Source organism: Streptomyces sp. NBC_01669, from assembly GCF_026339735.1.
Lineage (GTDB): Bacteria > Actinomycetota > Actinomycetes > Streptomycetales > Streptomycetaceae > Streptomyces > Streptomyces yanii.
In genome coordinates, this window is the sequence record NZ_JAPEQG010000003.1 from 101418 (window position 1) to 123976 (window position 22559).

Genomic DNA, 22559 nt, shown 5'->3' on the forward strand with positions numbered 1-22559 from the left:
CGAGCACGGGAGAGCACGATGCAGAAGTTCGACACCCCCGCCCCGATCTCTGCCGTCCTGGACATCCCCGCCGGACGCATCCAGTTCATCGCCGCCGACCGCGCCGACACCACCGTCGAGGTCCTGCCCGCCAACCCCTCCAAGAGCCGCGACGTCCAGACCGCCGAGCAGACCACCGTCGCCTACGCCGACGGCGTCCTGCGGATCCACACCCCCGAGCCCAAGAGCCAGCTCTTCGGTCCCTCCGGATCCCTGGAGGTCACCGTCCAACTGCCCGCCGGCTCCCGCATCGAGGCCAAGGCCGCCAGCTCCGAGCTCCGCGGCGTCGGCCGCCTTGGCGACGTCGCCTTCGAAGGCGCGTATCGCCGGATCAAGATCGATGAGGCCGCGAGTGTCCGCCTCACTGCGATCGACGGCGACGTCGAGGTCGGCAGGCTGGGCGGCCCCGCGGAGATCAGCACCGCAAGGGGCAACATCCGGATCACCGAGGCCGTGCGCGGCACGGTCGTGCTCCGGACCCAGTCCGGCGACATTTCGGTCGCTGCCGCCGCCGGCGTCTCGGCCGCCCTGGACGCCGGCACCGGCTACGGCCGCATCAGCAACGCCCTCAAGAACGATGGCACCGCCGATCTCGACATCCGCGCCACTACCTCCCACGGCGACATCACCGCCCGCAGCCTCTAAAGGGCAGAACCAGGACTATCTGTCCGAGCCCACCGCGATCGAGATCCTGCCGGTCGTCGCCGACGACGCGGCCGTCCGTCCCCAGGGGCCTGCGATCCACGTGCAGGGCCTGGAGAAGTCGTACAAGGCGCACTCACGCGACCAGGTGGAACACATGACGAAGAACAGCACTTCCTCGACCAATTCGACGTGGACCGGCATGGTGCCGGTTGACGATACGGCCCTGGCCGTCACCGACACCGGCGGTCCCGGTATCCCCGTGGTCTACCTCAACGGCCAGTTCGCCACTCAGGGTTACTGGCGGCGGGTTGTCGCTGAATTGGGGACGGGGTGGCGGCACATCACCTACGACGAGCGGGCTCGCGGCAAGAAATCGAAGCGTTCGGCGGACTATTCCTTCGAGGCCGCCGTCCGGGATGTCGATGCCGTTCTCGCGGCCAGGGGTGTGGACCGGGCGCTGGTGGTGGGCTGGTCCTACGGGGCGTTCGTCGGGGCGCACTGGGCCGGCCGGAATCCGGAGCGTGCCTTGGGCGCGGTCCTGGTCGACGGCGCGTTCCCGTACGACTGGCTCGACGAGGCCATGGAGCAGCGGATCCGGAAGCTGTTCCGGCGGATGAGCTGGTTCCTGCCGCTGCTGCGCCCGACGGGCCTGGCCCCGCGGATGACCGCCGAACAGCAGGCGAACAGCAACATCGAGCTCGGCAGACTCTCCCGCGAGCGCGAGCTCGGCCCCGTGCTGGACAACATCACCGTCCCGGTGCGGTACGTAGTTGCTTCGGGGACGTCCTTCGGAAGCCGCGGCGATGAGCAGGAACGGATACGCACCAGCCTCGATGCGGTGACCGCCCGCAACCCGAACATCCGGATCGGCGCGAAGGTCGCGAGCAACCACGGTGCGATCCTGCGTAAGGAGTTCCCGGCCATCGCCGAGGCCGTACGCGAGGTCGCCGCCCTCGACCGCGTGGGGCGCTGAAGACATGACCAGCAGGACGACGGTCCGGTACGGGCAGCAGTCCGCGCAACTCAAGGACATCCGGGCCTTCGACCCGGAACGCCAGGGACGTTGGTCATTCTCTTCGCAGCAGGCGACGTCGCGGCGGCTGGACAAGGCGTTCGCCGCGTTCTTCCGTCGGGTCAAGGCCGCAGAGGCGTCGGGCTATCCGCGCTTTCGTTCGGGCAAGCGGTTCGGCACCGTGGACGTGGCCGACGCCCTCGCGAAGGCGACGACGAGATCGTCGAGGCCTTGGAACGCCCGGCTTGACATTTCTTCCAGCGAAGTCGCAAGCCCACCCGCCCAGTTGGTTCGGCCCTCACCGATGCGACTGCGGACTGGCCTCGGACACAGGCCCGCCGTCGGCTCCGGCCCGGGCTCCCCGCCCCAACGCTCCCAGCAGGCCCGGGGGCCGTCTGACACCCGGACCTGCTGGGCAGTGCCGGTGTTCAGAGCAGGAAGCCGGCCGGGAACGGGTCGGTCGGGTCGAGCTGGAACTGGGAGGTTCCGGTGACCCAGGCCCGACCGGTGATCGACGGCAGCACCGCGGGGAGCGTCCCGACTGTCGTCTCGCCGAGGAGCCGGCCCGTGAAGCGAGTGCCGATGAACGACTCGTTCACGAAGTCGCGGCCGATCTCCAGTTCCCCGCGTGCGTGCAGCTGCGCCATCCGCGCACTGGTGCCCGTACCGCAGGGGGAGCGATCGAACCAGCCGGGGTGGATCGCCATGGCGTGCCGTGACAGTTCGGCGGTCGATCCGGGAGCTTTCAAGTAGACGTGATGGCAGCCGGTGATGTCGGCCCGCTCCGGATGTACGGGCGGGGCGTGCTCGTTCACCGCCTCCATGATCGCGAGGCCCGCGGTGAGCAGGTCGTCGGCGCGCGACCGGTTGAAGGGCAGCCCCAGATCGGCCAGTTCGACGATCGCGTAGAAGTTGCCGCCGAACGCCAGGTCGTAGCCCACCTCGCCGAGGCCGGGGACCTCGACCTTCTGGTCGAGCGCGCAGGCGAACGACGGGACGTTCTCGATCGTGACCGCCGTGGCCGAGCCGTCCTCGACCGCAACGGACGCGACGACCAGCCCGGCGGGCGTGTCGAGCCGGATCGTCGTCACCGGCTCGACGACGGGCACCATGCCGGTCTCGACGAGCACGGTCGCGACCCCGATCGTGCCGTGGCCGCACATCGGCAGCAGGCCGGACACCTCGATGAACAGCACGCCGTAGTCGGCGTCGGGGCGGGTCGGCGGCTGCAGGATCGCGCCGCTCATCGCGCTGTGGCCGCGCGGCTCGTACATCAGCAGGGTGCGGATGTCGTCGCTGTGCTCCATGAAGTGGAGGCGGCGCTCGGCCATGGTCGCGCCGGGGATCGTCCCCACCCCGCCGACGACCACCCGCGTGGGCATGCCCTCGGTGTGCGAGTCGACGGTGTGGAACGTGCGCCGGGACCTCACTTGTAGCCCTTCGCGAGGACGGCCTCGGTGTCGGCGGTGATCCGCGTGACCAGGTCTGCGGCGAGCGGCAGCCGCGGCGGACGGCACGGTCCGCCCCGGCGGCCCGCGATGTCCATCGACAGCTTGATCGACTGGACAAACTCGATCTGGGAGTCCCAGCGCAGAAGCGGGTGCAGGTCGCGGTAGACCGGAAGCGCCCTGGCCAGATCGGCGGGATCTCCGGAGGTGGCCAGGCGGTAGAGCTCGACCGTGCTCTCGGGGATCAGGTTCGGGTACCCGGCGATCCACCCGGTCGCCCCCGCCAGACCCAGTTCGAGCAGTACGTCGTCGGCGCCGACCAGAATGTCCAGGCCCGCCGCCAACTCGCCGATCTGGTAAGCCCTTCGGACGTCCCCGGTGAACTCCTTGACGCCCACGATCGTGCCCTCGTGGTACAGCTCGGCGAGCAGGTCGGGGGTCAGGTCGACCTTGGTGTCGATCGGGTTGTTGTACGCGACGACCGGCAGCCCGACCTTGGCGACCTCGCGGTAGTGCCCGAGAACGGCCGCCCGCTCGGCGCGGAAGGAGTTCGGCGGCAGCAGGAGAAGGGACGTGGCGCCGGCCTCGGCGGCCTGCTCCGCCCAGCGGCAGGCCTCCGGCGCGCCGTACGCGGCGACACCCGGCATGACGCCGAACCCGGCCGGCGCTGCCTGCACCGCAGTCTCCACGACGCGGGCCCGCTCCTGTGGGGTCAGCGTCTGGTACTCGCCCAGCGAACCATTGGGCGCCACGCCGTCGCAGCCGCCCGCGGCGAGGAACCGTACGTGCTCAGCGAACGTGTCGTAGTCGACCGAGAGGTCGTCGTGGAAGGGAAGAGCCGTCGCGACATGGACACCGTGCCAGGGCGTAGCGGGGTTGAACATGCTGAAGTCTCCTTGCAGTACGTGAGCGGGTGGTGGGGCGGTTCAGTACAAGGTCACAGAGCTCAATTGGTCGTCATCCACGGGGAGTCATCCCTGGGGCGCCATCCATTTCTCAAGCCCTGAGGCGTCCAAGGGCAGCGCGTCGGACAGCACCTCGGAGCCGCCGGGGGTGACCAGGATGTCGTCCTCGATCCGCACGCCGATCCCGCGCAGCTCCGGCGGAACGGTCAGGTCGTGCGCATGGAAGTACAGGCCGGGCTCGACCGTGAGCACCATCCCCGGGGCCATCGCGGCGCCCTGGTACGCCTCGTCGCCGGCCCGCGCGCAGTCGTGCACATCCAGGCCCAGGTGGTGGCCGATGCCGCACACCAGGTAGCGGCGGTGGTGCTGGCCGGTGTCGGACAACGCCTCGTCCACGGAGACCGGCAGCAGCCCCCAGTCGGCGAGGCCGTGCGCGATCACCTCCATACAGGCGTGGTGGAAGTCGGTGAACCGGCGTCCGGGGCCCACCGCGGCGAGTCCGGCCCGATGAGCCTTCTCCACGAGGTCGTGCACCTGTCGCTGGGTGGCGGAGAACCGCCCCGAGGCGGGGAACGTACGCGTGATGTCGGCGGTGTAGTGGCTGTCGACCTCAACTCCCATGTCGAGCAGGAGCAGTTCGTCAGCGAGCACCGGCCCGTCGCAGCGCACCCAGTGCAGCGTCGGGGCATGCTTGCCGCTGCCGACGATCGACGCGTAGCCGGGACCGTTCCCGTACGCGCGGGCGTACCGGTCGAAGGTGCCCTGCAGCCAGCGTTCCCCCGGCCCCTCGATCGCGGCCGGGATCTCCCGGACGACCGCGGCGAACCCCTCGACGGTGCGGTCCACGGCCCGCCGGAGCTGTCCGATCTCCCATGCGTCCTTGTACATGCGCAGTTCGGCCAGGGTCCGGCTGATCTCCTCGTCGACGGTCACCTCCTCGCGGAGTTCCGAGAGGGGCCGTACGTCGATGCCGCCCAGCGCCCGCGACCAGTCGTCGAGGCCGGGTGCGGCACCGACCCACAGCTCGCCGTACCGGGCGTCCCGCCAGAAGCCCTGCTCGCCGGGGTGGGCGGGCGGCGGCATGTACAGCGTGGCGTCGCCGGAGCGCAGCACCACGACCGCGTTCTCGATCGCGCACCCCGTCACCCAGTAGAAGTCGCTGTCGGGGCGGAAGTCGTACGCCGTGTCGTTGCTGCGGACGGGCGCCTCCCCGGCGGCCAGTACGACGGTGGTGCCGGGGAGGGCTTCGGCGAGCCGAACCCGGTGGTCGGCGGCTGCCTCGGCCGCGCCGGGGACGACGGTCGGCGTGCGGTCGGGGGTGCCCCAGCCTGTGCCCATGTACGTGTTGAATGCGGGGATCTCGGTCAGCTTCGGGGGCTTGCCGTCACGCATCGGTGATTCCTCCTCCTGTGTCGCGCACCAGCTCGGTGAGGCGGGTGAATACCCGTTCGTCGCGGATGCCGTCGTGTTCGTACTCGTTGGTGACCCAGGTCTGGACGGCCCCGACCCGGGAGGCCGTGTCCAGTTGCAGTCCCGCGTCCACGTACATGTCGTCGTGGTAGACGGCGGCGGCGACCGGAACGTCGTTGGCGGCCAGCCGGTCCGGGTCGTAGAGCGGCGGCCATTGTTCGCGGGCGGCCAGGAGCTCGACGGCCCCGCGGAACGGACGGAGTTCCGCGATCTCCTCGAACATCCAGGGGTAGATCATCTCCCCGGTGAACAGCAAGGGCCTGGCGTCCTCGGCGAACTGCGGATGCCCGGCCCGCTCGCCCTGCGCCGCCCAGGCGGTGGGGCCGGCGCCGTACCCGTAGATGCTCTCCTGGAGCGCCGCGAAGAGTGGGTTGTCGCTGTAGGACGTTCGGGCGAGGACCTGGTGCAGGAACGTCGCCGACAGTTCGTGCCTGTCGGACGCCTGGCCGGAAGTCCCGTCGGAAGCCTCGGTGAACGCTTCGTCGAGCAGCCAGTGCAGGCGCTCATGGCCCGGCTTCATGCCGAGGTCGATACCGAGCGACTGGAGCCGACGGACCGTCAGCACATCGCCGTCGGGCAGCCGCACGTCACCTTCGGACAGTCGGTCCGCGATCCGGGCGACGTGCGCGACGTGCTGCGGATAGCGCCGGTAGAACGTCTTGTTCTTCGCCTGCACCCGTGGGTACGTACGCCGGTACACCTCGGCGGCCGACGGTTCGAGAGCGGGCAGGCCGCCCGTGACGTAGCAGGCGCTGAGCCCCTCGGGCGCCTGCGACAGATACGTTATGGTCAGGAACCCGCCGTACGACTGCCCGAGCGTGGACCAGCGCCGCCCGCCGAAGACGGTCCGCCGCAGGTGCTCGTGGTTCGCTACGATCGAGTCGGCGCGGAAGCAGGTCAGGAAGTCCGCGCCCTCCTGCGCGGTCGCGAAAGCGCTCATCCACCGAAGGTGGTCAGGCCGCGGTAGATGAGCCGGTAGAAGTTGTTGACCCCGCCGTCCCAGCCGAGCCCGGGGTCCAGGTGGGAGAAGTCCGCGGTGGCCAGGAAGCGGACGGTACCGCCGGTGGCCGGTGTCGCGGATCCGGCTCCGGCTCCGGCGCCGTCGGACGAGGCGTTCGGCCCGCCGCTGCAGGCAGTGAGCATCAGCGTGCTGAGTACGGTCACGCCGGTGAGGGCGGTGGATCTCCTCATGGGGCATTCCTTCGGTCGACGAGCTCGATGGATGCGGTCATCTCGGCGGATGCCGTCAACGGGTCCTGAGCCATACGCGCATGGCCTCGGGCCTGCGGTTGCCCCACAGGAAGTAGGGGACGAGGGTCACGGGAACCGTCACGGCCGGTTCGGTGACAGGGGATTCGGGGTTGGAGTGTTCGGCGGTGATCTCCGGGTAGAGCTCCGGCGGCGGGGCGGGCGCGACATCCGCCGTCACCCGGATGACGACCTGCCCGGGCAGTCCGTCCGGCGGGGTGGAGAGATCGGCGGTGGCCAGACGCTCGGCCGGGAGGACGAGATCGTCCACCGGGGCGGGGGAGTCCTGCTGCTCGACGCAGTGGACGAGCGGGCCGCGGGCGACGGCGACCGCGCCACGGGTCGCGTCCAGGTAGGGGTGCGAGGCGTGACCGCGTACCGGCATTGGCAGGTGCAGACGCAGCGTGTCGCCCTCGGCCCACTCCCGTTCGACGGTCAGCCAGCCGTCCTCGGCCGTGGCGGGCTCGCCGTCGAGCGTGACGCCGCGGGCCCAGGCGGGGATCCGCATGCTGATCGCGTACGGCCGGCCGGGGGCGCGCTCGACCGTGAGACGCACATCCCCGTCCCACGGATAGTCCGTCCCGACGCTCACTGTGAGGGCGTCCGTCGCGATCCGCCCCTCGGCGTACAGAGTGATGATCAGAGTGTTCGGGCGCTCGGCGGCCACATAGTCACCGAGCTGGGCCATCCATCGGACGATGTTGGGCGGGCAGCAGGGACAGCCGAACCATGACCGGCGCAGCGCCTCGCCACCGGTCTCGGCCCCGCTGCGCTGGTCGTGGTCAGGGCGACGCTGGAGCGGGTTGTCGTAGAAGAAGGCCTTCCCGTCGGCGGACAGGCCCACGGCGTAGGCGTTGAAGAGCACGCGCTCGAAGACATCGAGGTACTTGGCGCCACCGGTGGCGAGGAACATGCGCCAGGCCCACTGCATGAGGGCGATGGCCGCGCAGGTTTCGCTGTAGGAGCGCTCGGACGGCAGCTCGTACCGGTCGCCGATGGCCTCGTCGGAGTGCCGGCTGCCGAGCCCGCCCGTGAAGTAGAGCTTGGTGGTGGCCATGTCGTCCCAGAGCCTGTCCAGAGTTTCGAACAAGGTTCGGTCACCTGTCTCCAAATAAAGATCGGTCGCGCCGGCGGCCAGGTACGCCATGCGGACCGCGTGCCCGGTGACGGTGGGGAGGTCGCGGAAGGGCAGGTGGTCCTGGAAGTACTGGGGAGGGAAGATGCTGTGCCGCAGGTTCCCGCACCCTCGGCGGTCCACGAACAGGCGTGCCTGGGTCAGGTAGTTGCGGTTGCCCGTCTCCCGGTACAGCTCGACCAGAGCCATCTCCACCTCGGGGTGCCCACAGGTGGCCTCTTCGCGGCCCTCGCCGAAGCGGCGCACGGCCAGGTCGGCGAAGTTCACGGCCACGGCGAGGAGCCGGTTGTCACCCATCCTGCGGTGGGCTGCGACGGCGGCCTGGATCAGATGGCCGAGGTTGTAGAGCTCATGCCCCCAGGCCAGGTCCTCCCACGGCTTCTTGGCCGCCGCCGGGTCCTGGAAGAAGGAGTTCAGATAGCCGTCCTCGGCCTGCACGCGTTCGAGGAGGTCGACCACCTCGTCGAAGAACTCCCGCACGCCCTCGTCCGCGCCGCCCGCGCCGATCTCGTACGCCAGACCCTCGAGCGTCTTGTACAGGTCGGTGTCGAGGAACGGGTAGCGCCCGCGATAGGCCGGGGGCTCCTCGGCCAGGAGACGGCTCAGGTTGTCGAGATTTCCGGCGGCGCGCAGCTGCTCGATGGTGTGCGGAATCGTCGACCGCCGGTTCCGGTCCTGCCACTGCCGGAGCAGACCGCCCGTAAGGCGCGCGGAAGTGACCGGGACAACGGCGCCCGATTCGGTCCGCACAGCTCCTGCCATATCGCCTGAGTGTGCTCTGACCTGGTCCGATATCATGGGATCTCCAGTGATATGTGGTATTGCACTGTGCAATGGCACTGCGATGTTGCGCCGACCTTAGGCTCATGGCCAGGCGAACGGCAATGGATGGTCCGTGGAATTTACGTGGACTCCGAAGTCGGCCCCAGAAGCGGGGGAAGGGTCGCGGGCGTTGCCGGGAGCGGATCACGCGCAGGGCCTCGAGCCCCTTGGCCGCCAGAGAGGAATGTGACATAGTACTGCGGTGACTAAGCGACTGACCTGCGATGTTGTGGTCATCGGGGCTGGGATGACGGGCGCTGCGTGTGCCCTGTACGCGGCCCGGGCCGGCCTGCGTGTCACTCTGGTGGACCGCGGCCCGGTGGCCGGGGGCACGACCGGCGCGGGCGAGGGGAATCTGCTGGTCTCCGACAAGGAGCCGGGGCCCGAGCTCGAACTGGCGCTGCACTCCGTCCGGTTGTGGGCTGAGCTGGCCGCCGAGCCGGGGATGGGTGCCGCTGTCGAGTACGAGCGCAAGGGCGGGGTCGTCGTGGCCGCAGCGCCACAAGGGCTCGCCGCCCTCGCGGGACTTGCGGTCGAGCAGTGCGCCGCCGGGGTCGAGGCGGTCCCCGTCGCGGCCGACGAACTCCACGACCTCGAACCGCACATCGCGCCGGGTCTCGCCGGCGCCGTCCACTACCCGCAGGACGCGCAGGTGATGCCGTCCCTGGCCGCCGCCCATCTGGTGCGCGCGGCACGGGCGGCCGGTGCCGGACTGCACACCGGGTGGACCGTCACCGACGTGCTGCGGACCGCAGGCGGGGCTGTGCGCGGAGTCCGCACCGACCACGGGGACATCCACGCCCCGGCGGTCGTCAACGCCGCCGGGACCTGGGGTGGCGAAGTGGCCGCGCTCGCGGGGGTCCGTCTCCCCGTACTGCCCCGGCGCGGCTTCGTCCTGGTCACCGAGCCGCTGCCGCGCATGATCCACCACAAGGTATACGCAGCCGACTATGTGGCCGACGTGGCCAGCGACTCCGCCGCTCTGCAGACCTCGCCGGTGGTCGAGGGCACAGCCGCGGGACCGATCCTGATCGGCGCGAGCCGCGAGCGGGTCGGCTTCGACCGTTCCTTCTCCCTCCCCGTCGTGCGGTCCCTCGCGGCCGGCGCGACCCGGCTCTTCCCCTTCCTGGAGCGTGTCCGCGCGATGCGCTCCTACCTGGGTTTCCGCCCGTACATGCCGGACCATCTGCCCGCCGTCGGCCCCGATCCGCGCGTGCCGGGGCTGTTCCATGCCTGTGGTCACGAGGGCGCGGGCATCGGCCTCGCCCCCGGCACCGGTCAGCTGATCGCCCAGGTACTGAGCGACAAGACTCCCGATCTGGACCTTGCGCCGTTCCGTCCCGACCGCTTTCCCGAGAAGGAGGCAGAGTGAGATCCCGTACCCCGCTGGACCTGGTCGAGGCCCGGCCGGGCCCGTCCTTCACCGTGACTTTCGACGGCCGGGAGATCGATGCCATGCCCGGCCAGAGCATCGCCGCCGTGCTCTGGTCGGCGGGTGTCACCTCCTGGCGTTCGACCCGGGGCGAGGGCGGACCGCGCGGGGTCTTCTGTGGCATCGGTGTCTGTTTCGACTGTCTGGTCACCGTCGACGGGCGCCCCAACCAGCGGGCCTGTCTGCTGCCGGCCGAGCCGGGCCAGGTGATCCGTACGCAGGAAGGGACCGGACACGATGAGCGCTGACCCGCATCTCGCCGTGGTCGGAGCGGGCCCCGCGGGCCTCGCCGCCGCGTTGGCCGCTGCCGCCCGGGGACTCCGCGTCACCGTGATCGACTCCGCGGCCGAGGCGGGCGGGCAGTTCTACCGGCAGCCCGCACAGGGGCTCGGCGCGCGCCGCCCGCAGGCGCTGCACCATCAGTGGCGTACCTGGGAGAAACTGCGCGACGGGCTCGCCGCACACATCGAAGCCGGACGCATTACGCATCTGAAGGGCCATCACGTGTGGTGCGTGGAGCGGAAGCCGCACGCATTCATCATGCATGCGCTTCTCGGTCCCGAGCAGCAGGAGCCGGCCGCGGTGCGGGCCGACGCCGTGCTCCTCGCGACCGGCGGCTACGAGAAGGTGCTGCCGTTTCCCGGCTGGACCCTGCCCGGCGTGATCACCGCAGGTGGCGCCCAGGCCATGCTCAAGGGCGGCCTGGTGCTGCCCGGACGTACGGCTGTGGTGGCCGGAACCGGACCTCTGCTGCTGCCCGTCGCCGTCGGACTCGCCGCGGCGGGTGCGAAGGTCGCCGCGCTCGTGGAGTCCGCCGACCCGAAGGCGTTCGTCGCGCACACAACGACGCTGACCGCTCACCCGGGCAAACTGGCCGAGGCGGCCCAGTACGCGACGGCACTGCTGGCCCACCGGATTCCCATCCGGGCGCACCACACCGTTGTCGCGGCACATGGCACGGAAAGACTGGAAGCCGTCACCGTCGCCGCGCTCGACGCCGACGGCCGGGTCCGACGGGACTCCGAGCGGCGCATATCCTGCGACACCCTCGCCGTCGGCAATGGCCTGCTACCGCACACGGATCTCGCCGAGGCGCTCGGCTGCCGAATCGACAGGGGAGGAGTCGCCGTCGACGAGGAACAGCGCACCGACGTGCCCGGCGTCTGGGCCGCCGGTGAGACCACCGGCATCGGAGGCTCGGCGCTCTCTCTCGCCGAGGGGCACATCGCCGGACGCTCCGCGGCCGCCCGGCTGCGGAACACACAACCCGACCCGGGCGCCTGGACGGCGGCCGCTCGGGCACGTTCCCGACTGCGGCGGTTCTTCTCCGCGCTCGACACCGGCTACGCCCTGCCCGCGCATTGGACCGAACAGATCACCGACGACACGGTCGTCTGCCGCTGCGAGGAAGTCCCGGCCGCGGCGATCCGCGAGGCGGTGGACGAGCTCGGCGCCGGCGACGTACGCACCGTGAAGCTGCTGACCCGGGCCGGAATGGGCTGGTGCCAGGGCCGGATGTGCGGCCCCGCCGTGGCCGGTCTCACTGGAGGCGAACAGCCGCCTGCGAAGCGGCCGTTCGCCTGTCCGGTCCCGCTGGGCGTGCTTGCGCGGGCAGGGGCACCGGGGGAGACCACGCAAGGCTGAGCACGCGGGGCCGACCCCGCCCCTCCCCACTCCCGGACACCTACCGCACAAAGCTTCCCCCGCTGCCTGGATACTGGTGGCACATGACATGGCATAGCACGGAAGGACACCCGATGGCCGCCCAGCGCACCAGCGCCAAGACCGCCGGCCCCGCTCTGCCCACCCTCGGGGGCACGCGGAGCAGCTACCGCGAGCGCGTCGTCGACGCGCTGCGCGCCGCGCTGATCGCCGGCGAGCTGCGCCCGGGCGAGGTCTACTCCGCACCCGCCCTCGCCGCCCGCTTCGGGGTCTCCGCGACGCCCGTGCGCGAGGCCATGCTCGACCTCGCCAAGGAAGGCCTGGTCGACACAGTGCCCAACAAGGGCTTCCGGGTCACCGCGGTCTCCGACCAGCAGTTGGACGAGTACACCCACATCCGCTCACTGATCGAGATCCCCACCACCGCGGGACTCGCGTCCACCGCGGATCCCGTCGCACTGGAGGCGCTGCGCCCCATCGCCGACGAGATCGTGACCGCCGCGGCCGCCGGCGACCTCATCGCGTACGTCGAAGCAGACCTGCGTTTCCATCTCGGGCTGCTCGCCCTCGCGGGTAACGCACACCTCGTCGAGGTCGTGAGCGATCTGCGCAGGCGGTCCCGGCTGTACGGCCTCACCGCTCTTGTTGAGGAGGGGAAGCTGCCTGCCTCCGCCGAAGAGCACCTCGAAATCCTCGACGCGCTGCTTTCCCGTGACGAGGAGGCCGTCCGCGCGGTCATGACCCGCCACATCGGGCACATCCGCGGCTTGTGGGCCGAATAGCTGCCGCCACGGATCCGACTCGAGCTGTCCACCGACCTCTTCGAGTACCTGGAGATCTTCGATATCGGCAGTCTCTACTGGGCCCCGCCCCTGATCGAGGTCATCGCCACGGCCCTCGGCGTCTCGTCATCGAGTGCCGCGACGCTGGTGACCGTCACCCAGGTCGGATACGCGCTCGGGATCTTGCCGCACACCTCCCGCTTCAGGTCGATGTGGCGATTGAGCAGAACGTTTGCCGAGACCGGTTTCGCTTCGACGGCTGCGAGCCGTGTCGCGATTCCCGGACAGTCGAGGTGATGTGGACACCAGGTGTTGGAGTTCCTGTTCCGTCTCGACGAGACCTCCTGCGGGCGGGGTTGTCGGTGGTGTGAGGCAGAGTTGCCGTCATGGGAACGAGTCTTGGGACTGTGGTAGTCACTGGTGCAGCCGGGCGAATCGGGTCGATGGTGCGGATCGGTCTGCGCGGTGAAGCGGAACGCTTGGTGCTCGTCGATCGTGTCGGCCTCGCCGCGCAGTCGCCGGCCGAGGAGGTGCGGCAGCTTGATCTGCGCGACGCTGAGGCGGTGACAGCGGCCCTGGAAGGTGCGGACGCGGTGGTGCATCTGGGCGGAGTCCCGGATGAGGCGCCGCTGCCGGAACTGCTGGACGGCAATGTTCACGGAACGCATAACGTGCTGGAGGGTGCACGTCGGCAAGGAGTAGGGCGGGTCGTACTCGCCAGCAGTAACCGGCTCACCGGCTTCTATCCGGTCTCGACGACCGTCACGCCCGAGATGCCGCCGCGTCCGGACGGTCTCTATGGGGTGAGCAAGGTAGCGGTCGAGGCTCTGGGACGTCTGTATGCGGACAAGTTCGGTCTTTCCGTGGTGTGCCTGCGCATCGGGAGCTTTGAAGACGCGCCGACCGAGCGACGTCATCTTGCCACCTGGCTGAGCCCGCGCGACTGCCTCGGCTTCGTCCGCGCGGCTCTCACCACCTCCGACATCAACTTCGCGACGGTCTATGCCGTTTCCGCCAATACGCGCCGGTTCTGGGACGTCGAGGCCGGGTCGGCTCTGGGATACACACCCGTGGACGACGCGGAAGCCTTCGCACCGCGTATGCCGCCGGAAGGGGACGCGACGGAGCACGATCTGCAGGGCGGCGCATACGCCAACGCGGAATACACGCTCCGACACATCTGAAAGAGGCCAACCGCTGCAGTGAGGCATCTCAGCTGCAGCACCCGCCGCCCGCCGCGCCACCGCCACGGTGGCGCCTGCGGGGAGCTCCAGCAGGTCTATCGCCGTGCGGGCCGTCAGGCCGTTCATCGGCAGCGTGGCGGCCTCGACATCGCTCATGCCTCACCCCGCGCACGAGCCCGGATTGACGGCAGTGGTCGACGTCTTCCGCCGGCCCCGGGCAGATGGCGCGGCGCACCGAATCGCGGGCCACGGTTCTTCGTACGGACTCGGTGCGTCCAGGTGTTGTCCAAGTCCGGCTCGATACTGGTTACTTCGTGCACACGGGACTTGCCGATGCCCTGTCGTGATCACGATCCAACTGGCGGCGATGCTTGCGTCCGCAAGTGTCCGGTGGCCCGGTGAGCTCTGCGATCCGGCATCGAAAAGGTGCCGGTGACGGCTACCGGCGAGGCATCGGTGCAGCGTCTGCCGGTCGTTTCCCATTACACGAATATTCAACTGGCTGTCCCTGCCTGCGCTCTGCGCCGTCCCTAAGGTCACTGGAGGTTTCGAAAGAAGGGGTTCATGGACACACGTATCGCCATCCGGGCTCGCGGGATCACGAAACGTTTCGGCGACGTCGTCGCACTCGACGGCATCGATCTGGACGTGGCGCAGGGTCAGATTCACGGCTTGGTCGGACCGAACGGCGCCGGCAAGACGACCTTGCTCGGACTCCTGTTGGGCCTGGCCGTCGCCGACCGCGGTAGCCTCGAGATCCTGGGTACGCCGGTCGGGCGGGCGCTTGCCGCTCCCTACGGTGTCGCCGGCTTCGTGGACGGTCCCGGTCTCTACCCTTCGCTCACTGCCAAGCAGAACCTCGCCGCGCTGGCCGCTCTCCGCGGCGACGCGCAGACAACGGGGATCGACGACGCGCTCGACCAGGTCGGGCTCACCGATGTCGCCGACGACCGGGCCCGGGGCTTCTCCCTGGGCATGCGTCAGCGGCTCGGGCTGGCCGCCGCCCTGGTCACCAAGCCCCGGCTGCTGGTGCTCGACGAGCCTTCCAACGGCCTCGACCCGGCCGGCAAGAAGCACGTTTACGGTGTCCTCAACCGGCTTGCGGCCGAGGGAACCAGTGTCGTGCTCTCGAGCCACCGCATGGACGACCTTGAGGCACTGTGCTCCGAGGTCACCCTCGTCGCCACCGGCCGGGTCGTCTTCTCCGGTCCGCTGAGCAAGCTGGCCGCCGAGAACCGCGAACTCGACTACCGGCTGCTCACCTCCGACCCGGAGGCCGCCCGTCGGCTGGCTGTCGACACGGCCGGGATCCAGGCCGTCGACGACGCCGGCATACGGCACGACGCCCAGATGCTCGTCGTGCGCGCGCAGGTGCCCGCCCTCGACGAACTGGTGGCGGGGCTGGTGCACGCGGGCATCGCGGTGCGCGAGCTCGCCCCCGTGGTGTCGCCGCTCGAGGCCGCGTTCCTTGCCCTCACCGAGCAGCAGGAGGCCGGCCGATGACCGCGACCCTTACTGACGACAACGTGGCTGTTGCCGGGGTCCACCCCGTTTCGGTGGCCCGCAGCTACCGCTTCGAGCTGGTCAAACTGTTCTCGCAATGGCGTATCCGTCTAGTGGTTCTCGCCTGCTGGATCGCGCCCGCGCTTTTCGTCGCCGGGGTGAGCCAGCAGAGCACGCTCCCCACGGACACCCTCTTCGGCCGCTGGATGCACGCCACGGGCTGGGCCGGACCGCTGGTGCTGCTCGGTTTCGCGGGCATCTGGGCGCTCCCGCTGCTGACCTCGCTGGTCGCCGGCGACGTGTTCGCCTCCGAGGACCGGCTGGGCACCTGGCGGCACCTGCTTGTGGCGGTCCGGTCACCCAGGCGGATCTTCGCAGCGAAGGCACTGGCGAGCCTCACCGTCCTGCTGCTGCTCGTGGTCGGGCTGGCCTGTTCCAGCGTGGTCGGCGGGGTCCTGGCGGTCGGCAACCATCCGCTGGTCGGCCTCGACGGTCACCTGCTGGCACCGGGGGACGCCGCCGGGAAGGTGCTGCTCGCCTGGGCCTGCGCGCTCGCTCCGACCCTGGCTCTCGCTGGGATCGGACTGCTCGGGTCGGTCGCGTTGGGGCGGTCCCCGATGGGGCTGCTGCTGCCGGCGCTTGTCGCGATCGCGATGCAGATCGCCCAGATGATGCCGCTTCCGGTCGTTGTACGCCTTGCCCTGCCCGGATACGCGTTCATCTCCTGGAATGGTCTGTTCACCGGCCCGGCGCAGCTCGGCCCGCTGCTGATCGGCGTCGTGGTCAGCCTGGTGTGGGCCGTGACCGCGACAGCCCTTGCCTACCTGCTGTTCCTGCGGCGTGACTTCACCAACCTGACGTACGACGGTTCGGGGCGCCGCGCGGTCACTGTCGGAGTCCTGCCGCTCGTCGGCCTGCTCGCCGTGACGGTCGCAGTTGTCACCGGGGCGACCGGGGCCACGGGTTCCGGGATCGAGCAGGACAAGGTGCAGCGTTCGGTCGCGACGGCGTTCGCGCACCTCTACCGCATTCAGACCAAAGAGCTCAACCGTCCCGACGTCACCGAGGCGCAGGTGAAGGCCACGGCGGCGTGCGACAAGGGCAGCGACAGGGTCGCTGCCGAGGGGCCGGGTAACGACTGGCGTTGCGTCGTGACCTGGCATCTCCCTGGCGTCGAGGCCGCAGGGACGGCCATCTACCAGCTCGACGTCACCCCTGACGGGCGGTTCGTCGCCGACGGCGACGGACCGAAGGAAGTGAACGGCTACTTCCTGGTGCGCACCCCGACGGGGGACGCACCGAACCCTCTCTGGCAGTTCGACGGCAACGTCGCACTGCTTCCAACCCCCTTGAAGGGATAGCTCCATGCAGGTCACACGTCGTCGTGTGAATGGCGAGAACGGCTCCGGTCGGCGCTTCGGCAGCCGGCGGGCCCTCATCACGGCAGCCGCCACCGCTGTCGTCGTCGCCGCCGGTACCGGCGTCGGTTTCGCCCAGGTGGACCCGTTCGGCACCAACCAGGTGGGCCAGTCCTACGACAAGGGTGAGCTGGTCTCCAGCAACCAGTACATCGACCCTTACGGCGAGCGTCTGGTCATCAACAACGGCAAGATCATGTCGTCCACGGTGAGTCCGGACGGCGCCCACGTCGCCGCCGCGGTGACCGACGGTGGCGCCGCGCTCGCCATCGTGGACGTGAAGAACTGGAAGGTGCAGCAGCTCGTCAGCAACGCTGCGTCGTCCATCCCGCGCATCAGCGGCAACGACGTGGGCCAGGAAGGCCCCACGTACTCGCCCGACGGCAAGCACCTGTGGCTGGGCCGGACCGACGGCTACACCCGGTTCGACGTGAACGCGGACGGCAGCGTCACCAACCCGGTCGACATCAAGATCCCGGCGGACGGCTCCAAGCACGCGCTGGCGTCCGCGGCGGTCTTCTCGGCCGACGGCTCCACCGTGTACTCGGCGGTCAACGGCCAGAACCGGGTGGTCGCGCTCGACGCGGCGACCGGTGCCCTCACGCAGAGCTGGAACGTGGGCAACGCCCCGCGTGGCATGGTCCAGGTCGGCGACAAGCTGTACGTCAGCAACGAGGGCGGCCGCCCCGCGAAGCCCGGCGACACCACCATCAACTCGTACGGCACCCAGGTGCCGTCCGACGCGAACACCGGTGCCACCACCTCCGGTACGGTCAGCGTGATCGACCTGGCCAACCCGACCGCCGCCCCGAGCAGCGTCGAAGTCGGTCTGCACCCGACCGCCGTGTACGCCAAGAACGGCGCGGTGTTCGTCACCAACACCGGCACCAACAGCGTGTCGGTGATCAACACCAAGAACGACAAGGTCGTCCAGACCATTGCCACCCAGCCGTGGTCGCAGGCGTCGATCGGTTACGAGCCCAACGCCGTGACCCTCACCGACGACGGCCACCTGCTGGTGACCCTCGGCCGGGCCAACGCGGTCGCCGTCTACAAGTACACCAGCCCGCAGGAGCCGGCCAGCTACGTCGGTCTGCTCCCGACGGACTACTTCCCCGCGGAGATCGCCAGCTCCGGCAACGAGATCCTGGTCTCCAACACCCGCGGCATCGACGCGCGCCGTTCCACCGGGGCCAGCCACGGTACCCACGACACGACCTCGAGCGTGGTGCGGTTCACCCTGCCGAGCGACAAGGTCATCAAGGAGCAGACCGCCAAGGTCTTCGCGCAGAACAACTGGACCAACAACGCGGCCCAGCGTGCCACGGGCGAGCGGGCCAGCGCCGTGCCGGTCCCGGCGAAGCTCGGCGACCCCTCGACGATCAAGCACGTCTTCATGATCGTCAAGGAGAACCGGACCTACGACCAGGTCTACGGTGACATGCCGCAGGGCAACGGCGACCCGTCGCTGACGCAGTTCGGCGAGAACGTCACGCCGAACCAGCACGCGCTGGCCAGGCAGTTCGGCCTGTACGACAACACGTACGACATCGGCACCAACTCCGCCGAGGGCCACAACTGGCTGATGCAGGCCGACAACCCGGAGTACACCGAGTCCTCGGCCGGTGAGTACAAGCGCAGCTACGACACCGAGGACGACTCCCTCGGTCACCAGGCGAGCGGCACCCTGTGGAGCGGTACCCAGGCAGCCGGCAAGACCGTGCGGGACTTCGGTGAGTTCCACCAGTTCCTGTCCAAGCCGTCGGGCGCGTCCTGGCAGAACCTGTACTGCGACGCCAAGAACATGCAGGCGACCGGCCAGGGCACGGCCTACAAGCTGGCCTCGTCCTCGCCGATCCCGTCGCTCAACAACGTGTCGGTGCCCGGCTTCCCGAAGTTCGACACCAGCGTCCCGGACGTCTACCGCGCCCAGATCTGGAAGCAGGACTTCGAGCAGAACGGTCCCGCCAACCTGAACATGTTCTGGCTCTCCAGCGACCACACCGGTGGTCCGGCGAACTCGGCCGCTCAGGTCGCGGACAACGACCTCGCGGTCGGCCAGATCGTTGACGAGATCTCGCACAGCAAGTACTGGAAGGACTCGGCGATCTTCGTCGTCGAGGACGACTCCCAGGCCGGCAGCGACCACGTCGACGGCCACCGTGCCCCGGTCCAGATCATCAGCCCCTGGGCCCAGCACGGCACCGTCGACAGCCACTACTACAGCCAGATCAACATGGTCCGGACCATCGAGCAGATCCTCGGGGTCCAGCCGATGAACCAGAAGGACACCGCGGCCACCCCGATGACCGCGGCCTTCACCCGCACGCCCGACAACACGCCGTTCACCGCGCTTCCCAACCGGACCGCGCTGACCAACGGTCTGTCGACCGCGCCTTCCTGCGGCCTGGACGTCCCCGCGGCGCAGAACCCCGCTGCGGCGCCCGCGCCGTCCGGGGTGGTGCCGGAGAGCCAGAAGGCAGTCGCGACGAAGTGGACGGACTGGAAGTCGCACCAGCGGCTGACCGGCTCGAACGCCGTGCCCGACTACGCGAACCCCGCGCAGATGAACCACCTCACCTGGTACGAGTCGCACGACTGGAAGAAGCCGTACCCGGGCGAGAAGAAGATCTACGCGCCGGCTGACGTGCCGGGCGCCTACATCCCGTCGGCGGAGAACGACGGCTGAAATAGCCTGATCGCGTCAAGAGGCCCCTGGCCGGTTTCACCGCCGGCCGGGGGCCTCTTCTGTCCCCTGTGTGGCACATACAGACTGTGGACCGTCGATGTCCAGTTCACACAGGTAGGCCGTAATCCTCCCTGGCCCGCATCCCACATCTGCAACTGGCCCCCCGCCGGCGGTCTGCACCAGGTTGGCGAACAGCGTCATCTTGAAGTCGCTGGTCGCTGGGCTGGTGTGGGTCGGGGCTGGTGTGGGCGTGCTGGTCGTGGTGTGACCAGTAGCAGGTGATCGTCCGTCAGCGGCTGACCCCGCTGCCTCCCGACCGCCGACCGGGAGACACTGCACCGCTCCCTGGTCGAGTACGCGACCGAGTGGACGGGCCCGGCGCGCGCCGACCGCCCCGACCTGGAGCAGGCCGAGGCCCAAGCCGCCGTCCACTGCGTGCTCACACTGGTCCGTTTCCACTCCCAGATGCCCCTGCTCCGGTGCCGCACGGACGTGGCGCAGACCCTGGTCGACCTCGAACTGCAGACCCTTGGCCTCCGCAGCGCAGGCTGACCGCCGGGGCTCTTGGCCGGGGCGGGATCTCAGGCCGTGCCGATGTGCCGACGAGCGCGACATGAAAGTATGGACAAAACTGGATGACGTCATCCATCTCGCGCCCGACGTCTGGAGGATGCTTCGTGCTCTCGGACAAGTCCCGGCCAGTCGTTACTGCCACGCTCCCGGTCGTCGCCGAGCACATTGGTGAGATCGCCCAGCGTTTCTACCGGCACATGTTCAGCGAACATCCGGAGCTTCTGGACGGTGTGTTCAACCGCGGCAACCAGGTCCACGGGGACCAGCAGCAGGCGCTGGCCGGTTCGGTGGCGGGGTTTGCGACAACCCTGGTGGAGACCCCGGAGCGGGTACCCGAGCACTTGCTCTCCCGGATCGCGCACAAGCACGCGTCCCTCGGCATCCGCCCCGACCAATACCAGGTCGTCCACGACAACCTGATGTGGGCGATCGGCGACGTCCTGGGCGATGCGGTCACCCCGGAGGTCGCCGCGGCCTGGGACGAGGTCTACTGGCTGATGGCCAACGCCCTGATCAACCAGGAACGCGGCCTCTACAGCGCGCGGGGCGTCAGGCCGGAGACGGTGTGGCGGAACTGGCAGGTGGTGCGGAAGGTCCGCGAGACCGCCGACGTCCTCACCTTCGTGGTCAAGCGGACCGACGACCGCCTGGTGAAGAGCTCGCTGCCCGGCCAGTACGTCACGGTGCGGATGCGGATGCCCGACGGGGTGCTCCAGCCGCGTCAGTACAGCCTGACGCGGGCCGACGACGGTGAGCACCGCCAGTTCTCGGTCAAGCGGGTTGGCGGCGACGGCGAGCCCGACGGCGAGATGTCCACGCTCCTGCACGACTCGGTGGGCCTGGGCGACACGCTCACGCTGTCGGTACCCTACGGCGACGTTGTGCTCGACGACTCCGGGCGGCCGGTCGTGTTCGCCAGCGCAGGCATCGGGATCGCCCCCATGGCCGGGATGCTCTCCCACCTCGTCGCAGCTCAGTCGGGCCTGCAGGTCATCCTCCTGCACGCCGATCTCGACGAGGCGTCCTTCGCCCTGCGCCGCCAGGTGGTCAGCGACGTCCTGGCCCTGCAGAACGCGCAGCTCTACGTCTGGTACGAACAGGACGCCCGAAGCCACGAGCCGGTGAACGGGGTCTTCCAGGGGCAGATGGACCCCGCAGCGGTCGACCTGCCCGAGGACGCCCTGTACTACCTGTGCGGCCCGCTGCCGTTCATGCAGGCTGTACGGAGCCGGCTCATCGAGCAGGGCGTCGCACCCCGCGACATCCAGTACGAGGTGTTCGGCCCCGACCTGTGGCAGGCCGACCTGGACTGACCCGGTTCCCCGTACCTCGATGGTCACGATTGTCCGGCCGGAAGGGAACGCTGTCGCCGACCGGTGCGAACCACTGAGTTGATTTCATCTTGAAGTCCCAGATCGCGGTTCCCTGGTGTGAGCGGCGGGTGGGGTGCTCGGGCCGGTCGGCGACTGATCGCTTCGAGGTGATCGTTCGCCGGGTCGCCCGCAGGTTCCCGGAACCGGCGACGCGTCAGGTAGCCGCACCCCTGGGCTCCGAAGCGGCGGCTGGGCACCGTGCCGGGGAAGGGGGAGTTCGAGGGTGCCGGATGTGCTGGTGCGGACGATGGAGCGCCGGGTGGTGCGCCCGAACCCGCCATCAGGAGGCGCGCCAGGTTCGGGACTTGCGCCTGGCGGAGCTGCAGCAAGACCCCGAGGCCGACTGGAAGCCCGTAGGAGAGCTGCTCGCCGTCCGGGGGCCCCGCCACCACCAAGAGGTCGTCCGGCTCCTGGACGATCTGGCCGCCCTGGCCGACCGGGACGGCACCACGAGCGCATTCACCGAGCGGTACGCCCGTTCATCACCGCCCACCGAACGAAGAAGGCCCTGATGTGCATCTGAAATTCCAAGAGTCATCGTTGCTCTCTGGTGACCGGCCGTTCCGCCGTGTAGCGTCAGTGGCAGATGTCGTGGTTCGCAGTACCTGCCCGCGCCCTGGCGTGGGCGTTTTGCTGTGCAGTGCAGGACCAGGGCGATCACCTCCGGGTCCGCGCGGTGCGGGTCCGATATCGACTGAGAGGCACAAGCATGGCCAGCGGAACCGTGAAGTGGTTCAACGCCGAGAAGGGCTTCGGTTTCATCCAGCAGGACGGCGGCGGTCCGGACGTCTTCGCGCACTACTCCAACATCAACGCTTCGGGTTTCCGCGAGCTCCAGGAAGGCCAGGCCGTGACCTTCGACATCACCCAAGGCCAGAAGGGTCCGCAGGCGGAGAACATCACAGTCGCCTGATCCGGCACGATCAGGTCCCCCGGAGCAGGCTCTGGGGGACCTGGCGCCCGAAGCGGAGGGTAAGTGCAGCTGCACGAGCGGCGGCTGCGCCGTAGTTTCACGACCGCGTTGTCCCGTCGGCGAGTCGGACCACGGTTCGCCGTTGTTGCCTGAGCCACCGGCATGAGCGAACGGGCGGTGCGCACAGCAGGAAACACCCCGAGTGGCACCCCTCGGACAAGAAGCGCTCCTGGCTCCGTGACCAGAGCATGACCGAGCAGCAGGCGCCAGTGGCCGCAATGCCCTCGGCGTGATGCGGGTGCAGGC

At 69.4% G+C, this 22559-nt stretch carries 19 protein-coding genes and 2 pseudogenes; 14 read left to right on the plus strand and 7 right to left on the minus strand.

Annotated features, from left to right (window positions below):
- The first annotated feature begins 18 nt into the window (after window positions 1-18).
- From OG972_RS47400 to OG972_RS47410, 3 genes and pseudogenes are all read left to right on the plus strand, one after another.
- Complete coding sequence (locus tag OG972_RS47400; RefSeq protein WP_266993224.1) at window positions 19-684, plus strand: DUF4097 family beta strand repeat-containing protein; 666 nt, start codon at window positions 19-21, stop codon at window positions 682-684.
- Complete coding sequence (locus OG972_RS47405) at window positions 617-1657, plus strand: alpha/beta fold hydrolase (RefSeq protein ID WP_266993226.1); 1041 nt, start codon at window positions 617-619, stop codon at window positions 1655-1657. The genes OG972_RS47400 and OG972_RS47405 overlap by 68 nt, the downstream gene beginning before the upstream one ends.
- Before the next feature lie 10 nt (window positions 1658-1667).
- A pseudogene (locus tag OG972_RS47410) lies at window positions 1668-1856 on the plus strand (RNA-guided endonuclease TnpB family protein); the annotation flags it as partial.
- Window positions 1857-2124: 268 nt separating this feature from the next.
- On the opposite strand, the gene OG972_RS47415 reads toward OG972_RS47410, so the two are convergent.
- From OG972_RS47415 to OG972_RS47440, 6 genes are all read right to left on the minus strand, one after another.
- Window positions 2125-3126, minus strand: a complete 1002-nt coding sequence (locus tag OG972_RS47415) for a proline racemase family protein (RefSeq protein WP_266993228.1) — start codon at window positions 3124-3126, stop codon at window positions 2125-2127.
- Complete coding sequence (locus tag OG972_RS47420; RefSeq protein ID WP_266993230.1) at window positions 3123-4028, minus strand: dihydrodipicolinate synthase family protein; 906 nt, start codon at window positions 4026-4028, stop codon at window positions 3123-3125. The genes OG972_RS47415 and OG972_RS47420 overlap by 4 nt, the downstream gene beginning before the upstream one ends.
- An 87-nt stretch (window positions 4029-4115) precedes the next feature.
- Window positions 4116-5441 carry an aminopeptidase P family protein gene (locus OG972_RS47425; protein WP_266993232.1) on the minus strand — a complete coding sequence of 442 codons (1326 nt, stop codon included), beginning with the start codon at window positions 5439-5441 and terminating at the stop codon, window positions 4116-4118.
- A complete protein-coding gene (locus OG972_RS47430; protein ID WP_266993234.1) occupies window positions 5434-6459 on the minus strand; it encodes a proline iminopeptidase in 1026 nt (341 codons plus the stop codon). The genes OG972_RS47425 and OG972_RS47430 overlap by 8 nt, the downstream gene beginning before the upstream one ends.
- Window positions 6456-6710, minus strand: a complete 255-nt coding sequence (locus tag OG972_RS47435) for a hypothetical protein (RefSeq protein ID WP_266993236.1) — start codon at window positions 6708-6710, stop codon at window positions 6456-6458. The genes OG972_RS47430 and OG972_RS47435 overlap by 4 nt, the downstream gene beginning before the upstream one ends.
- 55 nt (window positions 6711-6765) lie before the next feature.
- Window positions 6766-8664 (minus strand): glycoside hydrolase family 127 protein, encoded by a 1899-nt coding sequence (locus OG972_RS47440; protein WP_266993238.1) that lies wholly within the window; start codon window positions 8662-8664, stop codon window positions 6766-6768.
- Between the two features lie 262 nt (window positions 8665-8926).
- On the opposite strand from OG972_RS47440, the gene OG972_RS47445 reads away from it, so the two are divergent.
- The 8 genes from OG972_RS47445 to OG972_RS47480 all read left to right on the plus strand — a co-directional run bounded on the left by OG972_RS47445 (window position 8927) and on the right by OG972_RS47480 (window position 19394).
- Window positions 8927-10096 carry an FAD-binding oxidoreductase gene (locus OG972_RS47445; RefSeq protein WP_266993240.1) on the plus strand — a complete coding sequence of 390 codons (1170 nt, stop codon included), beginning with the start codon at window positions 8927-8929 and terminating at the stop codon, window positions 10094-10096.
- The gene (locus OG972_RS47450; protein WP_266993242.1) at window positions 10093-10404 is read left to right on the plus strand and encodes a (2Fe-2S)-binding protein; all 312 of its coding nucleotides are present in this window, start codon (window positions 10093-10095) and stop codon (window positions 10402-10404) included. The genes OG972_RS47445 and OG972_RS47450 overlap by 4 nt, the downstream gene beginning before the upstream one ends.
- On the plus strand, window positions 10394-11800 hold the full coding sequence (locus OG972_RS47455) for an FAD-dependent oxidoreductase (protein ID WP_266993244.1): 1407 nt from the start codon (window positions 10394-10396) through the stop codon (window positions 11798-11800). The genes OG972_RS47450 and OG972_RS47455 overlap by 11 nt, the downstream gene beginning before the upstream one ends.
- 113 nt (window positions 11801-11913) lie before the next feature.
- The gene (locus tag OG972_RS47460; RefSeq protein WP_266993246.1) at window positions 11914-12600 is read left to right on the plus strand and encodes a GntR family transcriptional regulator; all 687 of its coding nucleotides are present in this window, start codon (window positions 11914-11916) and stop codon (window positions 12598-12600) included.
- A gap of 386 nt (window positions 12601-12986) precedes the next feature.
- Window positions 12987-13784 carry an NAD(P)-dependent oxidoreductase gene (locus tag OG972_RS47465; protein ID WP_266993248.1) on the plus strand — a complete coding sequence of 266 codons (798 nt, stop codon included), beginning with the start codon at window positions 12987-12989 and terminating at the stop codon, window positions 13782-13784.
- A gap of 564 nt (window positions 13785-14348) precedes the next feature.
- A complete protein-coding gene (locus tag OG972_RS47470) occupies window positions 14349-15287 on the plus strand; it encodes an ABC transporter ATP-binding protein (protein WP_266993250.1) in 939 nt (312 codons plus the stop codon).
- A complete protein-coding gene (locus OG972_RS47475; protein WP_266993252.1) occupies window positions 15284-16648 on the plus strand; it encodes an ABC transporter permease in 1365 nt (454 codons plus the stop codon). The genes OG972_RS47470 and OG972_RS47475 overlap by 4 nt, the downstream gene beginning before the upstream one ends.
- A 4-nt stretch (window positions 16649-16652) precedes the next feature.
- Window positions 16653-19394 carry a bifunctional YncE family protein/alkaline phosphatase family protein gene (locus OG972_RS47480; protein ID WP_266993254.1) on the plus strand — a complete coding sequence of 914 codons (2742 nt, stop codon included), beginning with the start codon at window positions 16653-16655 and terminating at the stop codon, window positions 19392-19394.
- Window positions 19395-19487: 93 nt separating this feature from the next.
- Here the strand turns inward: OG972_RS47480 and OG972_RS47485 are convergent.
- Window positions 19488-19595: pseudogene (locus OG972_RS47485) on the minus strand (SAM-dependent methyltransferase); the annotation flags it as partial.
- A 476-nt stretch (window positions 19596-20071) separates the two neighbouring features.
- Here OG972_RS47485 and OG972_RS47490 point away from each other — a divergent pair.
- The 3 genes from OG972_RS47490 (at window position 20072) to OG972_RS47500 (ending at window position 22253) form a co-directional block, all read left to right on the plus strand.
- A complete protein-coding gene (locus OG972_RS47490; protein ID WP_266993256.1) occupies window positions 20072-21280 on the plus strand; it encodes a globin domain-containing protein in 1209 nt (402 codons plus the stop codon).
- Between the two features lie 365 nt (window positions 21281-21645).
- Window positions 21646-21852 carry a hypothetical protein gene (locus tag OG972_RS47495; RefSeq protein WP_266993258.1) on the plus strand — a complete coding sequence of 69 codons (207 nt, stop codon included), beginning with the start codon at window positions 21646-21648 and terminating at the stop codon, window positions 21850-21852.
- A 197-nt stretch (window positions 21853-22049) separates the two neighbouring features.
- A complete protein-coding gene (locus OG972_RS47500; RefSeq protein ID WP_266993260.1) occupies window positions 22050-22253 on the plus strand; it encodes a cold-shock protein in 204 nt (67 codons plus the stop codon).
- Window positions 22254-22559: the final 306 nt, after the last annotated feature.

Excerpts from the sequence above, each read along its gene's own strand:
- OG972_RS47460 (WP_266993246.1), top strand. The coding sequence starts at position 11,914 with ATGGCCGCCCAGCGCACCAGCGCCAAGACCGCCGGCCCCGCTCTGCCC.
- OG972_RS47405 (WP_266993226.1), top strand. The coding sequence starts at position 617 with ATGGCACCGCCGATCTCGACATCCGCGCCACTACCTCCCACGGCGACA.
- OG972_RS47430 (WP_266993234.1), bottom strand. The coding sequence starts at position 6,459 with ATGAGCGCTTTCGCGACCGCGCAGGAGGGCGCGGACTTCCTGACCTGC.
- OG972_RS47420 (WP_266993230.1), bottom strand. The coding sequence starts at position 4,028 with ATGTTCAACCCCGCTACGCCCTGGCACGGTGTCCATGTCGCGACGGCT.
- OG972_RS47455 (WP_266993244.1), top strand. The coding sequence starts at position 10,394 with ATGAGCGCTGACCCGCATCTCGCCGTGGTCGGAGCGGGCCCCGCGGGC.
- OG972_RS47475 (WP_266993252.1), top strand. The coding sequence starts at position 15,284 with ATGACCGCGACCCTTACTGACGACAACGTGGCTGTTGCCGGGGTCCAC.
- OG972_RS47425 (WP_266993232.1), bottom strand. The coding sequence starts at position 5,441 with ATGCGTGACGGCAAGCCCCCGAAGCTGACCGAGATCCCCGCATTCAAC.
- OG972_RS47400 (WP_266993224.1), top strand. The coding sequence starts at position 19 with ATGCAGAAGTTCGACACCCCCGCCCCGATCTCTGCCGTCCTGGACATC.
- OG972_RS47480 (WP_266993254.1), top strand. The coding sequence starts at position 16,653 with ATGCAGGTCACACGTCGTCGTGTGAATGGCGAGAACGGCTCCGGTCGG.
- OG972_RS47465 (WP_266993248.1), top strand. The coding sequence starts at position 12,987 with ATGGGAACGAGTCTTGGGACTGTGGTAGTCACTGGTGCAGCCGGGCGA.
- OG972_RS47500 (WP_266993260.1), top strand. The coding sequence starts at position 22,050 with ATGGCCAGCGGAACCGTGAAGTGGTTCAACGCCGAGAAGGGCTTCGGT.
- OG972_RS47440 (WP_266993238.1), bottom strand. The coding sequence starts at position 8,664 with ATGGCAGGAGCTGTGCGGACCGAATCGGGCGCCGTTGTCCCGGTCACT.
- OG972_RS47435 (WP_266993236.1), bottom strand. The coding sequence starts at position 6,710 with ATGAGGAGATCCACCGCCCTCACCGGCGTGACCGTACTCAGCACGCTG.
- OG972_RS47470 (WP_266993250.1), top strand. The coding sequence starts at position 14,349 with ATGGACACACGTATCGCCATCCGGGCTCGCGGGATCACGAAACGTTTC.